Raw genomic sequence first — 12,694 nt, forward strand, 5'->3', positions numbered from 1 at the left:
CAAATCCCGGCCGCCGACCGCCCTGAACGGGCCGGACGGCGAGCCTGGGCGCAGCAACCGGGGGCGAACGAACGACCTGGGGCCACCACGGGACGGGTAGTGGCGGTGGGGGGAGGTGTGGGCGTACCCCCGAAGGAAGCGTGAGAGAGACGCCCAGGCCCTGGTCCGCCTCGAGCCGTCTCCGTCCGGCTCAGTCCGGCGGGGACCAGTCCAGCACCGGGTCCAGTGGACGGCCCAGGAAACGCGGGCGCATGTGACTCAGGGCGGCGTCGCGGGCACGCAGCGCGAGACGACCCCGGGCCTGGACCACCGCGGACATCCGGCGGGTCTGACGGACGACCGTCGTGGTCCGCGGGCGGCGCAGGCGGCTGTAGGCGTCCACCGCGGCGACCAGATCGGGACCGGGCGCCGCGTCGGCCATCAGGGCCCGCAGCGTGGCGGCGTCCTCGAAGGCCAGGCAGGCGCCCTGGCCCAGGTGGTGGGGCATGGCGTGGGCGGCGTCGCCGAGCAGGACCACGCCACCGGGACCGCAGCCGAAACCGTAGGCGCGGGGCAGCGGGCGCAACTCGCGGACCCCCTGCGGGACCAGGTCCTCCGGGCGGGTCGCGTCGAGAAGCTCGCCGATCGGGTCGTGCCAGCCGGCGAACCAGCGTTTCAGCAGCGCAAGCTGGGTGGCGGCGGGTTCCGGGCGAGGGGCGCCGGCCGCGGTGGCCACCCAGTAGATGCCGCCCCGGCCCGCCGCGCGCTCGCCGAGAGGGACCGCGACGAAACGGTAACCGGCGCCGAGGGTCTCGCCGCCCAGATCACCGTGCAGGGTCGGCACCCGGAAACCGGGGATGACCGCCTGCCAGGCGGCGAACCCGGAACCGAGCGCCACCGACTCGGGCGCCACCGTGGTGCGGACCCGGCTGTCGATGCCGTCCGCGCCGACCAGCAGGTCCGCCTCGATCGTGGAACGGCCGTCGCTGACGGCGGGACGACTGCCGGCGTCGCAGCGGATCGTGGTGATCTCGAAGCCGGTGCGGATCTCGGTGTGCTCGCCGAGACCCGCGACCAGGGCGTCGTAAAGGTCCTCACAGTGCACCGCGGCGGGACCCGGGCCGGCGCCGGCCCGGGAACGCGGGGCGATCAGCCACTGGCCGTCGGGGCGCCGCACCCCGCCGTCGGGCAGTGCGGACGCTATCCCCGACCAGCCGCCGTCCGGGTCGAGGGCGTCCAGCGCGCGACGGCCGTTGGGCCAGAGGACGAGAGCGGTGGGTGGCGCGGCCACCCGTTCCGCCCGTTCCAGGACGGTGACCCGCCAGCCGGAACGGGACAGCGCACCCGCGGCGGCCAGGCCGGCCATCCCGGCGCCCACCACCACGGCCGTGCGCACGGGACGTCAGTTCTCGTCGGCGGGGCGGGACTCGGCCTTGGCCGGCTCCGGCTCCGGCTCGGACACACTCACCGGTGCGGGCTCGGCCTTCGTCGCGGGCTCCTCACCTGCGCCTGCGCCCGCGCCGGCATCCGCGTCTGCGCCCACGCCTGCGTCGGCCGACAGGATGCCGGTCTTCTGGTACGCCAGGAACTGTTCCTCGCTGACCACCTGGTACGCCGTCGGCGGCTTCGGGGTGCCACCGGACTCGGCGGAGACGTCCACCGCGGAGACGTCGTCCTTCTCCGCCACCGTCGTCGGGGCGTCGACCGGGACGACGAACTCCCGCGGGCCGCGGACAATGAAGAAGTAGATCGCGGCACCCAGGAAGATGATGATCGAGGTGAACACGTTGAGGCGGATCCCGAAGAACGTGTTGGCCTCGTCGACGCGCAGCATCTCGATCCACAGGCGGCCGGCGGTGTACGCCATCACGTACAGCGCGAACGCCCGGCCCTTGCCGAACTTGAACTTGCGGTCCAGGGCGTAGACCAGGCCGGCCACCCCGAGGTTCCAGACCAGCTCGTAGAGGAAGGTCGGGTGGTAGAGGTCCGGCTTGGTCACCGGTTCACCGTCGATGACGGTGGCGTGGCCGGGGTTCGCCGAGTCCATCTCGTGCACTTCGAGTCCCCACGGCAGGGTGGTGACCTTGCCGTACAGCTCGTTGTTGAACCAGTTGCCCAGCCGGCCGACCGCCTGCGCCACCGGCAGGCCGGGGGCGAGCGCGTCGGCGAAGACGCTCAGCTTGAGGCCGATCTGGCGGCAGCCGATCCAGGCGCCGACCGCACCACCGGCCACCGCGCCCCAGATGCCGAGGCCGCCCTCCCAGATGTAGAAGGCGCGGATCGGCTCACCGCCGGCTCCGAAGTAGTCCTGCGGGGAGGTGATCAGGTGGTAGATCCGGGCGCCGACGATGCCGAACGGGACCGCCCACACCACCACGTCCAGCGACGACCACGGCGCCACGCCCCGGGCGCGGAGGCGGCGCTCGGTGATCAGCACCGCGAGCACCATGCCGGCGATGATGCAGAGCGCGTACGCCCTCAGCGGGAACGGGCCTATGTGCCACACCGAAGTGGTGGGACTGGGGATGGCGGCGATGTACACGGGTGCACACGCTACCGCTGTGCGAGCGTCCTGTGACCCTCAGGGCCAGAGGAGTTCCTTGATCCAGACCGCATCGTTACGCCGGTATCGCAGCCGGACGTGCCGTCGCTCGGCGTCACCCTGCCAGAACTCGATGCTGACCGGACTGATCGCGTAGACCGTGTGGTCCTCGGCGACGGTCTGCGGGGCATCGTGGACGAGACGTTCGGCCCGGGTCAGCGCGTCGGCCAGTTCGCCGGGGCTGCCGAGCACCGCGCTCTGTGGCCCGGCCAGGCTCGCCACCCGGGACGGGATCGGGCGGGCCAGGAAGTCGGCGGCGCAGGCCTCCCGGTCGAGCGGGCGCAGCGGTCCGCGGACCCGGATCTGCCGGGCCTGTTCGCGCCAGTGCAGGCCGAGGGCGGCGGACGGGTTCGCGGCGACCTGCCGGCCCTTGGCGCTGTGCCGGTTGGTGGCGAACTGCCAGCCGAGGTCGTCGACCTCTTTCAGCATGAGCACCCGCAGGTCGGGCAGGCCGTCGGCGTCGACGGTGGCCAGGGTGACCGCGTGCGGTTCGCTGACACCGGCGGCCACCGCCTCGGACAGCCAGCGCACGAACAGCGTGTGCGGGTCGTCCGGGGTGGTGGCGGCGTCGAAGCCGGGGAGGTCGCCGGCCAGGACCGGCAACCCCCGCAACTGCTCGCGGATGCTCATGCGCGGCCGCGGACGCCCTCGGCCAGCTCGGCGCTCAGCGCGCGCAGCCGGTCCAGACCGGTGGACCGGTCGGGGGCGTCGAGGACGCAGCGGATCAGCGCGCTGCCGACGATGACACCGTCGGCGAACGCGGCCACCTCGGCGGCCTGCGCGCCGTTGCCGACACCGAGACCCACGCCGATCGGCAGGTCCGGGTCGACCGCACGGATCCGGGACACCAGTTCGGGTGCCTGTGAGGACACCGCGGTCCGGGCGCCGGTGACGCCCATCAGGGCGGTGGCGTAGACGAAGCCCCGGCAGTTCTCCAGGGTCATCGCGATCCGGGCGTCGGTGGAGCTCGGCGCGACCAGGAAGGTCCGGTCGATGTCGTGCTTGTCCGACGCGGCCAGCCACTCCTGCGCCTCGTCCGGGATCAGGTCGGGCGTGATCAGCCCGGTGGCCCCGGCCGCGGCGAGGTCACGGGCGAACGCGTCCACGCCGTACTTCTCGATCGGGTTCCAGTAGGTCATCAGCACGACCGTGGCACCCGCCGACGAGACCGCTTCGATGATCTTCAGGGTGTCGCGGGTGCGGACCCCGTTGGCCAGCGCGATGTCGCTCGCCTTCTGGATCACCGGGCCGTCCATCACCGGATCGGAGTACGGCAGCTCGACCTCGATGACGTCGCACCCGGACCGGTGCATCTCGATCATCTGCTCGATGCTGTCGTCCACCGTCGGGAAGCCGGCCGGCATGCAGCCGACCAGCACCGCACGGTCGTCCGCCTTGGCCGCGGCGAAGGTGCTCGCGATGGTCACGAGACCACGTCCTTGTCCAGGATGCCGAAGTAGGCGCCGGCGGTGTGCACGTCCTTGTCACCGCGACCGGACAGGTTGACCACGATGGTCGGGGTCCGCCCCAGCTCCTCGCGCAGACGCGGGGCGATCTTCGCGGCACCGGCGAGCGCGTGCGCGCTCTCGATCGCCGGGATGATCCCCTCGGTCCGGCAGAGCAGCTGGAACGCCGCCATCGCCTCGGCGTCGGTGACCGGCTCGTACGACGCGCGACCGGCGTCGTGCAGCCAGGCGTGTTCCGGGCCGACACCCGGGTAGTCCAGGCCCGCCGAGATCGAGTGCGACTCGACCGTCTGGCCGTCCTCGTCCTGCAGCAGGTAGGTCCGGTTGCCGTGCAGCACACCGACGGTGCCACCGGTGATCGACGCCGCGTGCCGACCGGTCTCCACGCCGTCGCCGCCGGCCTCGAAGCCGTACAGCCGCACGCCCTCGTCACCGACGAACGCGTGGAAGATGCCGATCGCGTTGGAGCCGCCGCCGACACAGGCCGCGACCGCGTCCGGCAGCTTGCCGGTCATCTCCAGCACCTGGGCGCGGGCCTCGACGCCGATGCCGCCCACGAAGTCCCGGACGATCTCCGGGAACGGGTGCGGGCCGGCCGCCGTGCCGAGCAGGTAGTGCGTGGTGTCGACGGTGGTCACCCAGTCGCGCAGGGCCTCGTTGAGGGCGTCCTTGAGCGTGCGGGAGCCGTTGGTCACCGGGATGACCCGGGCACCGAGCATCCGCATCCGGGCCACGTTGAGCGCCTGCCGCTCGGTGTCCGTCTCACCCATGTAGACGACACACTCGAGGTCGAGCAGGGCGGCCGCGGTGGCGCTGGCCACGCCGTGCTGGCCGGCGCCGGTCTCGGCGATCACCCGCGGCTTGCCCATCCGCTTGGCGAGCAGGGCCTGCCCCAGCACGTTGCGCACCTTGTGGGCGCCGGTGTGGTTCAGGTCCTCCCGCTTGAGCAGGATCTCCGCGCCGAGCGCCTCGGACAGCCGGGTCGCCCGGTAGAGCAGCGACGGGGTGCCCGCGTAGTTCAGCAGCAGATCCTGGAAGCGCGCCTGGAACTCCGGGTCGGCCTTCGCCGACCGGTAGGCGGCGTCCAGCTCGTCCAGGGCCTTGACCAGCGCCTCCGGGACGAACCGGCCGCCGTACTTCCCGAAGTGCCCGGCCAGATCCGGCAGCGACGGCGCGGTCATCGAACCGGCCTGGGCGTGGCGGGGTGGTTGCCGGCGTTGACCAGCTCGGCCACCGCGTCGCGCGGCGACTTCTGCGTCACCAGGCCCTCGCCGACCAGCACCGCGTCGGCACCGGCCGAGGCGTAGCGGATCAGGTCGTGCGGCCCGCGCACACCGGACTCGGCGATCTTGACCACGTTGTTCGGCAGGCCGGGCGCGATCCGCTCGAAGACGGACCGGTCCACCTCGAGGGTGCGCAGGTCACGGGCGTTCACCCCGATCACCTTCGCGTTCGCCTCCAGTGCCCGGTCGGCCTCCTCCTCGTTGTGCACCTCGACGAGGGCGGTCATGCCCAGGGACTCGATGCGCTCGAGGAGGCCGACGAGGACGTTCTGCTCGAGGGCCGCGACGATCAGCAGCACCAGGTCGGCGCCGTGGGCCCGGGCCTCGTGGATCTGGTAGCTGGAGACCACGAAGTCCTTGCGCAGCACCGGGATCTTCACCGACTTGCGGACCGCGGCGAGGTCGTCGAGCGACCCGCCGAACCAGCGGCCCTCGGTGAGCACGCTGATGCAGCGCGCACCGCCCGCCGCATACTCCGCGGCCAGGTCAGCCGGGTCCGGGATGTCCGCGATGGCGCCCTTGGAGGGCGAGGCCCGCTTGACCTCGGCGATCACCGCCACGCCCGGCTTGCGCAACGCGGCGTACGCGTCGATCGCCGGCGGGGCTGCCGCCGCTAGTTCACGGACCTGTTCGAGGGGCAGCTTCGCCTGGCGAGCCGCCACGTCCTCGCGCACTCCGGCGAGGATCTCCTCGAGAACGTTCTGCTGCGGCGCCGCTCCGCGCCGCGCGGGTCCGCCACTGCCCGCTTCCGCCTGATCGGATGTCACGTCATGACTCCCCTCTCCGGGTGTCTTCGGCCCGATGCTAGGAGGTGACGGCGGGTGACGGCCTCCCGGGGGTATGGCGCGCCTCACGGATTGGACTCCGGCATAATGCCAGGCTGCCCCACGCGGGCTGTTCGCTCGGTCACAGTCCGGAAAACCTGGCACACGCCCTGTGCAGGGCATCCTCCGCCGTTCAGCCGATCCCGTCCCCCGTTGACCCACGTGTCACCGTGCGGAAACAGGTCTCCGCCACGATGGGCTTCGGGCAGACTTGTCCCGGCGTCGGTGCACGCCGAGAAGTCGGACGATGATGTGGAGACGAGCAATGGCTACTGCCTCCTCTACCCCTCCGATGGGGTTCGCAAGCCTCTCCCGGACGATCGTGTCGATCGCGGCCGACGTGGCCACCGGGGTGCAGAGGGCCGTGGTCGGCCCGGCGAACGTGCGGACGGCACGCGACAACGCCTGGGACGCGATCCAGGCCGACATGGCCCGGGCCGAGGCGCGTGCCGACGTCGGCCGCGCACTGGCCGCGATGGCGGCGACCCGACGGGTGAAGACCTTCGCCCGGGCTTCCTGATTCACCCGAACGGGACCGTTCAGCCCCGGACACGCCGGAAAACGGACTAGGCGCATCCCGTGGGGAAACCGACCGCGAGAAAGTGACTTTCAGGCGGTCGGGTCGTCACCCCGGTCGAGGGCGTCCCACGCGGCGCGGGTGTCGGAGGCGGGACTGTTCACCACCGGAACGGACGTGGACGTGCTCCGTTCGTACCGTGCGGACATGCCGGACCACTGATCGCCGTGCCGCGCCGCCAGCACCCCGCCCAGCACGACGACCGCGCTGCCCAGCAGCGCTCCCCCCGGCCAGACGCCGGAGGCTGCTCCGGCCCAGGCCACCACCGCTCCCGCGGCCATCGCCGTGCCCACCACCGAGATCAGACCGCCGAGCCCGCGGCGGACCGGCCCGCGGGCGACCAGCAGCACTCCCGCGCCGGCGAGGGCGACCAGCGCCAGGCCGACCAGCCACGGGTGCAGGTCGGCGCCGGTCTGCTCGGTCCGCAGCTCGGGCAGCCCGGTACGCTGCTCGACCTCGACCGTCCAGACCCGGGTGACCGACCAGAGGATCAGCCCGCCGCCGGCCAGGCAGGCGACGAGCGAGGCGAGCATGCCGCGCGGGTTCACCGGGCGGCGCGCAACGTCTCGGCGGAGGCGATGGCGGCGAGCACCGCGGCGGCCTTATTGCGGGTCTCCTGCTCCTCGGCCGCCGGGTCGGAGTCGGCGACGATGCCCGCGCCCGCTCCGACGTAGGCGACACCGTCCTTGAGCAGCGCGGTGCGGATCGCGATCGCCATGTCCATGTCGCCGGCCAGGCCGAAGTAGCCGACCGTGCCGCCGTAGAGGCCCCGCCGGACCGGCTCCAGCTCCTCGATGATCTCCATGGCCCGGACCTTGGGCGCACCGGAGAGCGTGCCGGCCGGGAAGGTCGCGGCCAGCGCGTCGAAAGCGGTGCGGTCGGAGCGCAGCCGGCCGACGACCGTGGACACGATGTGCATGACGTGGCTGTACCGCTCGATCCGGGCGAACTCCGGCACCTCGACGCTGCCCGGCTCGCACACCCGGCCCAGGTCGTTGCGCCCCAGGTCGACCAGCATCACGTGCTCGGCGCGTTCCTTCGGGTCGGCGAGCAGCTCGGCGGCGAGCGCGGCGTCCTGCTCCGGGGTGGCGCCCCGCCAGCGGGTGCCGGCGATCGGGTGCAGCAGGGCGGTACGGTTCGCGCTGACCTTGAGGTGTGCCTCCGGCGACGAGCCGACGATGTCGAAGTCGTCGAAGCGCAACAGGTACATGTACGGGCTCGGGTTGGTGGCCCGCAGCACCCGGTAGATGTCCAGCGCGGTCGCGTCGGTCGGGCGCTCGAATCGCTGCGCCACCACGATCTGGAAGCACTCGCCGGCCCGGATCGCCTCCTTCGCGACCTCGACGGCCTTCTGGTACTCACCCGGGGCGGTGCGGCTGACCGGCTCACCGGCCGGAACGCGCTCCACCGTGGAGACCATCGGCGGGGTGGGCCGCGACAGCGCGGTGGTCATCGCGTCCAGCCGGCCGATCGCCTGGTGGTAGGCGGCACGACGGGCGGTCTCGTCGGCGCCGGCGTCCAGGATCGCGTTCGCCACCAGCAGCGCCGAACCCTCGTGGTGGTCCAGCACGACCAGGTCGGTGGCGAGCATCATGCCCAGCTCGGGCAGCGGCACGTCCTCGGTCGCCGTGGACGGCAGCCGTTCAAAGCGGCGGACCAGGTCGTAGCCGATGTAGCCGACCAGGCCGCCGGTGAGCGGCGGAAGACCGTCGTCGGGCGCGCTCGCGCCGGTCAGCGCGGCCACCGTCTCGCGCAGGGCCGCCACCGGATCACCCCCGAGGGGTACGCCGGCCGGCGGTGTCCCGAGCCAGGCCGCCTCCCCGTCACGTTCGACGAGCGTCGCCGTGCTCCGGACGCCGATGAAGGAGTACCGCGACCAGGCCAGGCCCTGCTCCGCCGACTCGAGCAGGAAGGTGCCCGGTCCGCCGGCCAGCTTGGTGTAGACGCCGACCGGGGTCTCGCCGTCGGCGAGCAGTTTGCGGGTGACCGGCACGACCCGGCGGTCGATCGCGAGGAACCCGGCCTCGTCGGGGACAGTGGCGCCGCTTGTCACTTCGCATCCTCCACGGGGAGATCGTCGGTGAAGCAGGTGTGCGTGCCGGTGTGGCAGGCGGCGCCGGTCTGCTCGACGGTCAGCAGCAGCGCGTCCCCGTCGCAGTCCAGCGAGACCCGGCGGACGTGCTGGTGGTGGCCGGAGGTGGCGCCCTTCACCCAGTACTCCCCGCGGCTGCGGGACCAGTAGGTGGCCCGGCCGGTGGCCAGCGTGCGGCGCAGCGCCTCGTCGTCCATCCAGGCCAGCATCAGGACGTCGCCGGTGCCGTGCTCCTGCACGATCGCGGCGACCAGGCCGTCAGGGGTGCGCTTGAGCCGGGCGGCGATCGCCGGGTCGAGGGAGGTCTCTGCTGCATCGGATACGGGCACGCTCGGATTCTCCCCCAGGCACCGGGCCGCCCGGTAACCGCCTGTGGAAGGCCCACGATCCGGGCACAGGGGATGTGCCGGGCGATCGGGAGCGGTACGGTCGCCGGAACGCGGTACGTGCCCGACTGCCTGCCGTCCGTGTCCGTGCGGTTCTCCGGATCCGGTGGCGGCGCCCCACTACGGGAGTGGTGAAACGGATGGAGCCGACGTCCAACAGTGACAGCACCGTGCCCTCGAGCGGCATGCCGCGGATGTGGCAGGGCCGTCCGGACAGCCTCGCGGACGGCGTGGAGGCGGACGTGGTCGCGCTCGGCACCCGGGGGCCGACGGCCTCCCCACCCGATCCGTTCGGGCTGAACAAGGCGGCCGGGCGGGTCGGTCCGGGCACGCCCCGGCCCCCGGTGGCCGGCCGTCCGGCCACCGGCGCACCCGGCCGGAAGGGGCACGGCGATACTGATCACTCGGTACCTCCGGACGACGAGACGGACCCCGGTCAGGACGTAAAGTCCGTGGAGCCGGAGAGCCGGGTCGGCGGATTCCGGCTCGGCAACGCCGGCCGGTTCCTCTTCGGCGGGCGCACCGCCCCCGAACAGGACGACAAGGCGGAGAAGGCCGAGGACGCCGAGGCGGACACGCCCGGCTCGGGGACCGCGGAAGAACCCGGGGACACCGAACCGGACGCGGCCCCGGCCGATGATCAGGACACCGCCGAACCGGCGGCGACCAGCGATGAGAACGGACGTGAGGACATGAACGGACGGGCAGGCGCGCCCGGCTACGCACAGGCCGGCGAGCAGCTGGGCCCGGACGGCGTGCCGGCATCGCCGGCGGCCGGCACCGGCGACGAGCTCGACCCGGGGACACCCGTGGAGCACGCGCGCCCGGTCGCCGGCTGGGCCTCGGTGCCCAGCGCGGCCCAGCCGGCCGTGCCGACCTCCGGTGTCCCGATGGCCGGGCCGGTCTCCGGAGCTCCGGTCTCCCCCGAGTTCCCGGTGTCCCCGGACTTCCCGGCCGGCCCCTTCGGCGTGCCGGACTTCACCCCGGACCACCCCGCCGGGACGCTCGCGCCGACCTCCGGGGTTCCCGTCCCGGCGCCGGCGCCGGCTCCCGAGCCGCGCCCGGTCGCCGAGGCCGCACCGGCCGCACCGGTCAGCCCGGCGGTGGAGGCCCCCGCGGTCGCCTCGCCGACGATGACGGTGCCGCTGCTGCAGATCCCGGCGACCCGGACCCCGCCGGACGCCGAGCCGGCCGAGAGCTCCACCGGGTACGCGGGACTCCCGCCGGCCGGTGACGGCTCGTTCGGTTTCAGCCCGACCGGATACAGCCTCGGCCGGTCCGGCGAGGTGTACGGGTCGGCCGCGGTCGCCCCGGCGTCCGCACCGGTCGCGCCGCAGCCGGTGTCGGCCGCGCCGCAGGCCCCCTCGGTCGCCGCGCCGCAGGTCGAGTTCCCGGTCTTCCCGGGCAGCGGCGCCGGGGTGACCGGTCTCGCGGGCGGTGGCGTCCGCCGGTCGGCCAGCCTGGAGGACGTCGAGCCGGCCCGCCGGGCACGCCGCCCGGAGGACGCTCTGGACGGGCCGGGCGACGACGCCGGCACCCCGCGCACGATCTGGGACGAGGACGCGGCCCGGCACTTCCGGGCGGCCTGGCACGAGGTGAAGGCGGAGTTCGTCGACGACCCGGTGACGGCGCTCACCCGGGCGCACGACCTGCTCACCGACGCGGTCAACGAGCTGACCGAGGTGCTGCTGGCCGAGCGGGACGATCTGGACCCGCTGCGCGGCACCGACACCCCGGACACCGAGAGCATGCGGATGGCGATGCGCGGGTACCGCGAGTTCCTGGACCGGATCCTGTCGCTCTGACGTCCGGCATGTGATCAACACGACGGAGGGCCGCACCTCGAGGTGCGGCCCTCCGTCGTGTGTGGTGTGGTTGTGCTCTGCCGACCGCGGCACCGGCCGGCAGAGCACATGACGGGATCCCGCGGCCAGACGGCGGCAGAAGGTTGGCCGTCGGGATCCCGCCCGTCAGGGGAGCTCCGGGTCGGAGCTCAGGCCGCGGTGCAGCGGCGGCAGAGGATCGGGTGCAGCAGATGCGCCAGGTCGTGGCGGTCCGTCACCGGCCGCGGGAACGCGAGTCGCGCGCTGCGCCCGCCGAGGCGCACCAGGAATCCGTAGCGGTCCATCCGGACCACCTTGGGGTCGTCGCCGGGGCGGGCGGCTTTGCCCAGCTGGCGGCGTACGTAGTCGCTCATCTCCTCGTCGTGGTGGTCGGCGAGGTCGGCGATCAGGTCGAACTCGACGGCACGCAGCGGGTCGGGGCTCGCCTCGGCGTAGTCGTCCGGGTCGATCTCGACGAGTTTCTCGTTGCGTTCCCAGCGGACCTCGGCGACGTCCATCCGGTAGATCGCCTGGCTCCCGCCGATGTCGAGCAGGTCGCCGGTGGCGTCGGTGTCGGCGTAGTCGAGGGCCGCGGCCCGGGCGTCCTCACCGTCGAGCCGTGCGGCCCAGCCGGAGACCCAGACCCGGCCGAGCGACGGGGATGCCGCCATCGGTGGCACGTCGCGGATGTCGAGAACGAGCGCGGTGTCGTCGTTGCCGTCCTGTGGGCGAAGTGCGGCGGCGAGAGTACCCTCGGCGGGCACGAGGAGCAGGATCCGCCCCTGGGTGTCGGTCACGTGCCGGACCGGCACCGGTCCCGGACGGCAGGCGATGTGGGCGACGGCGGGCAGGTGACCGGCGGCGAGGGTACGCGCGATCTCGCTAGGACTGGGTTGCATGACGAGCACCTCCGGGCACCGGTTAGGCTTACCTAAGTTAGGCAAGGCTAACCGTAACAGGAGATCACGAGTGAACAACTCTCGACCCAAGGCGAAGCTCTCCCGAGCTCTCGGTATCCCGCTGACGCGCAAGTGCGTCAAGTACTTCGAGCGGCGGCCGTTCCCGCCGGGTGTGCACGGCCGGGGACGTCGCAAGAGCTCGGACTACCAGGTTCGTCTGCTGGAGAAGCAGCGCCTGCGCCACCAGTACAACATCAGCGAGGTCCAGATGCGGGCCGCGTACGACGCCGCCCACAAGGCCGAGGGCAAGACCGGCGAGACGATGGTCACCCTGCTCGAGCGCCGCCTCGACGCCACGGTGTTCCGCGCCGGTTTCACCCGGACCATCTACCAGGCCCGCCAGCTCGTCGTGCACGGTCACTTCACCGTGGACGGCAAGAAGGTCGACCGCCCCGGCTACAAGCTCAAGCCGGGTCAGGTCATCGAGGTCAAGGAGACGAGCCGGCAGAAGCCGCCGTTCCAGATCGCCGCGACCGGCACGCACATCGACGGCCCGACCGCGCCGTACCTCTCCACCGTCCTCGAGGACCTGCGCAGCACGGTGATCCGCGCCCCGCAGCGTTCCGAGGTGCCCGTCATGTGCGACGAGCAGCTCGTGGTGGAGTACTACGCCCGCTGAGCCGGACAGGCTCTTGAATCGCTGAAATGGCGGGCCTCTCGCAGCGGTTGCGTACCCCGCAGCCGCTGCGAGCGACGCGCTCAT

At 72.8% G+C, this 12,694-nt stretch carries 13 protein-coding genes; 3 read left to right on the plus strand and 10 right to left on the minus strand.

Annotation, left to right across the window (positions count from 1 at the left end; translation table 11 throughout):
- Positions 1-190: 190 nt before the first annotated feature.
- The 6 genes from WH85_RS09180 to trpC are packed head-to-tail and all read right to left on the minus strand — an operon-like array spanning position 191 to position 6,016.
- Positions 191-1,375: an FAD-dependent oxidoreductase gene (locus tag WH85_RS09180; RefSeq protein ID WP_045741307.1), complete on the minus strand. Its 1,185-nt coding sequence runs from the start codon at positions 1,373-1,375 to the stop codon at positions 191-193.
- Positions 1,376-1,381: 6 nt separating this feature from the next.
- A complete protein-coding gene (lgt, locus tag WH85_RS09185) occupies positions 1,382-2,521 on the minus strand; it encodes a prolipoprotein diacylglyceryl transferase (protein WP_045741308.1) in 1,140 nt (379 codons plus the stop codon).
- A 39-nt stretch (positions 2,522-2,560) separates the two neighbouring features.
- Positions 2,561-3,211, minus strand: a complete 651-nt coding sequence (locus WH85_RS09190) for a pyridoxine/pyridoxamine 5'-phosphate oxidase (RefSeq protein WP_045741309.1) — start codon at positions 3,209-3,211, stop codon at positions 2,561-2,563.
- Complete coding sequence (gene trpA, locus WH85_RS09195) at positions 3,208-4,008, minus strand: tryptophan synthase subunit alpha (RefSeq protein ID WP_045741310.1); 801 nt, start codon at positions 4,006-4,008, stop codon at positions 3,208-3,210. Before trpA ends, WH85_RS09190 begins: the two co-directional genes overlap by 4 nt.
- On the minus strand, positions 4,005-5,228 hold the full coding sequence (gene trpB / locus WH85_RS09200; protein ID WP_045741311.1) for a tryptophan synthase subunit beta: 1,224 nt from the start codon (positions 5,226-5,228) through the stop codon (positions 4,005-4,007). The genes trpA and trpB overlap by 4 nt, the downstream gene beginning before the upstream one ends.
- A complete protein-coding gene (gene trpC, locus WH85_RS09205; protein WP_245673872.1) occupies positions 5,225-6,016 on the minus strand; it encodes an indole-3-glycerol phosphate synthase TrpC in 792 nt (263 codons plus the stop codon). Before trpC ends, trpB begins: the two co-directional genes overlap by 4 nt.
- Positions 6,017-6,446: 430 nt before the next feature.
- Here trpC and WH85_RS09210 point away from each other — a divergent pair, with 430 nt between their 5' ends.
- Positions 6,447-6,674, plus strand: a complete 228-nt coding sequence (locus tag WH85_RS09210; protein WP_052720271.1) for a hypothetical protein — start codon at positions 6,447-6,449, stop codon at positions 6,672-6,674.
- An 89-nt stretch (positions 6,675-6,763) separates the two neighbouring features.
- On the opposite strand, the gene WH85_RS09215 is transcribed toward WH85_RS09210, so the two are convergent.
- From WH85_RS09215 to hisI, 3 genes are read right to left on the minus strand one after another with little or no spacing between them, the layout of a single operon-like run.
- Positions 6,764-7,264, minus strand: a complete 501-nt coding sequence (locus tag WH85_RS09215) for a Trp biosynthesis-associated membrane protein (protein WP_045741314.1) — start codon at positions 7,262-7,264, stop codon at positions 6,764-6,766.
- An 11-nt stretch (positions 7,265-7,275) separates the two neighbouring features.
- On the minus strand, positions 7,276-8,784 hold the full coding sequence (locus WH85_RS09220) for an anthranilate synthase component I (RefSeq protein WP_045741315.1): 1,509 nt from the start codon (positions 8,782-8,784) through the stop codon (positions 7,276-7,278).
- Positions 8,781-9,221, minus strand: a complete 441-nt coding sequence (gene hisI / locus WH85_RS09225; RefSeq protein ID WP_425394625.1) for a phosphoribosyl-AMP cyclohydrolase — start codon at positions 9,219-9,221, stop codon at positions 8,781-8,783. The genes WH85_RS09220 and hisI overlap by 4 nt, the downstream gene beginning before the upstream one ends.
- 128 nt (positions 9,222-9,349) lie before the next feature.
- Between hisI and WH85_RS09230 the strand changes: the two genes are divergently transcribed.
- Entirely contained in the window at positions 9,350-11,014 is a 1,665-nt protein-coding gene (locus WH85_RS09230) for a hypothetical protein (protein WP_157410907.1), read from the plus strand.
- 188 nt (positions 11,015-11,202) lie between these two features.
- Here the strand turns inward: WH85_RS09230 and WH85_RS09235 are convergent, their stop codons facing one another.
- The gene (locus tag WH85_RS09235; RefSeq protein WP_045741385.1) at positions 11,203-11,931 is read right to left on the minus strand and encodes a DUF2470 domain-containing protein; all 729 of its coding nucleotides are present in this window, start codon (positions 11,929-11,931) and stop codon (positions 11,203-11,205) included.
- Between the two features lie 70 nt (positions 11,932-12,001).
- Here WH85_RS09235 and rpsD point away from each other — a divergent pair, with 70 nt between their 5' ends.
- A complete protein-coding gene (gene rpsD / locus WH85_RS09240; RefSeq protein ID WP_045741318.1) occupies positions 12,002-12,610 on the plus strand; it encodes a 30S ribosomal protein S4 in 609 nt (202 codons plus the stop codon).
- The last annotated feature ends 84 nt before the right edge of the window (positions 12,611-12,694 follow it).

Origin of the sequence: Actinoplanes rectilineatus (assembly GCF_000962825.1) — a bacterium.
In the GTDB taxonomy this organism is placed as follows: Bacteria; Actinomycetota; Actinomycetes; order Mycobacteriales; family Micromonosporaceae; genus Actinoplanes; species Actinoplanes rectilineatus.

Bases quoted from the DNA above. Each gene is read 5' to 3' on its own strand.
- WH85_RS09190 (WP_045741309.1), bottom strand. From the start codon at position 3,211: ATGAGCATCCGCGAGCAGTTGCGGGGGTTGCCGGTCCTGGCCGGCGAC.
- trpB (WP_045741311.1), bottom strand. From the start codon at position 5,228: ATGACCGCGCCGTCGCTGCCGGATCTGGCCGGGCACTTCGGGAAGTAC.
- WH85_RS09210 (WP_052720271.1), top strand. From the start codon at position 6,447: ATGGGGTTCGCAAGCCTCTCCCGGACGATCGTGTCGATCGCGGCCGAC.
- WH85_RS09215 (WP_045741314.1), bottom strand. From the start codon at position 7,264: ATGCTCGCCTCGCTCGTCGCCTGCCTGGCCGGCGGCGGGCTGATCCTC.
- WH85_RS09230 (WP_157410907.1), top strand. From the start codon at position 9,350: ATGGAGCCGACGTCCAACAGTGACAGCACCGTGCCCTCGAGCGGCATG.
- WH85_RS09235 (WP_045741385.1), bottom strand. From the start codon at position 11,931: ATGCAACCCAGTCCTAGCGAGATCGCGCGTACCCTCGCCGCCGGTCAC.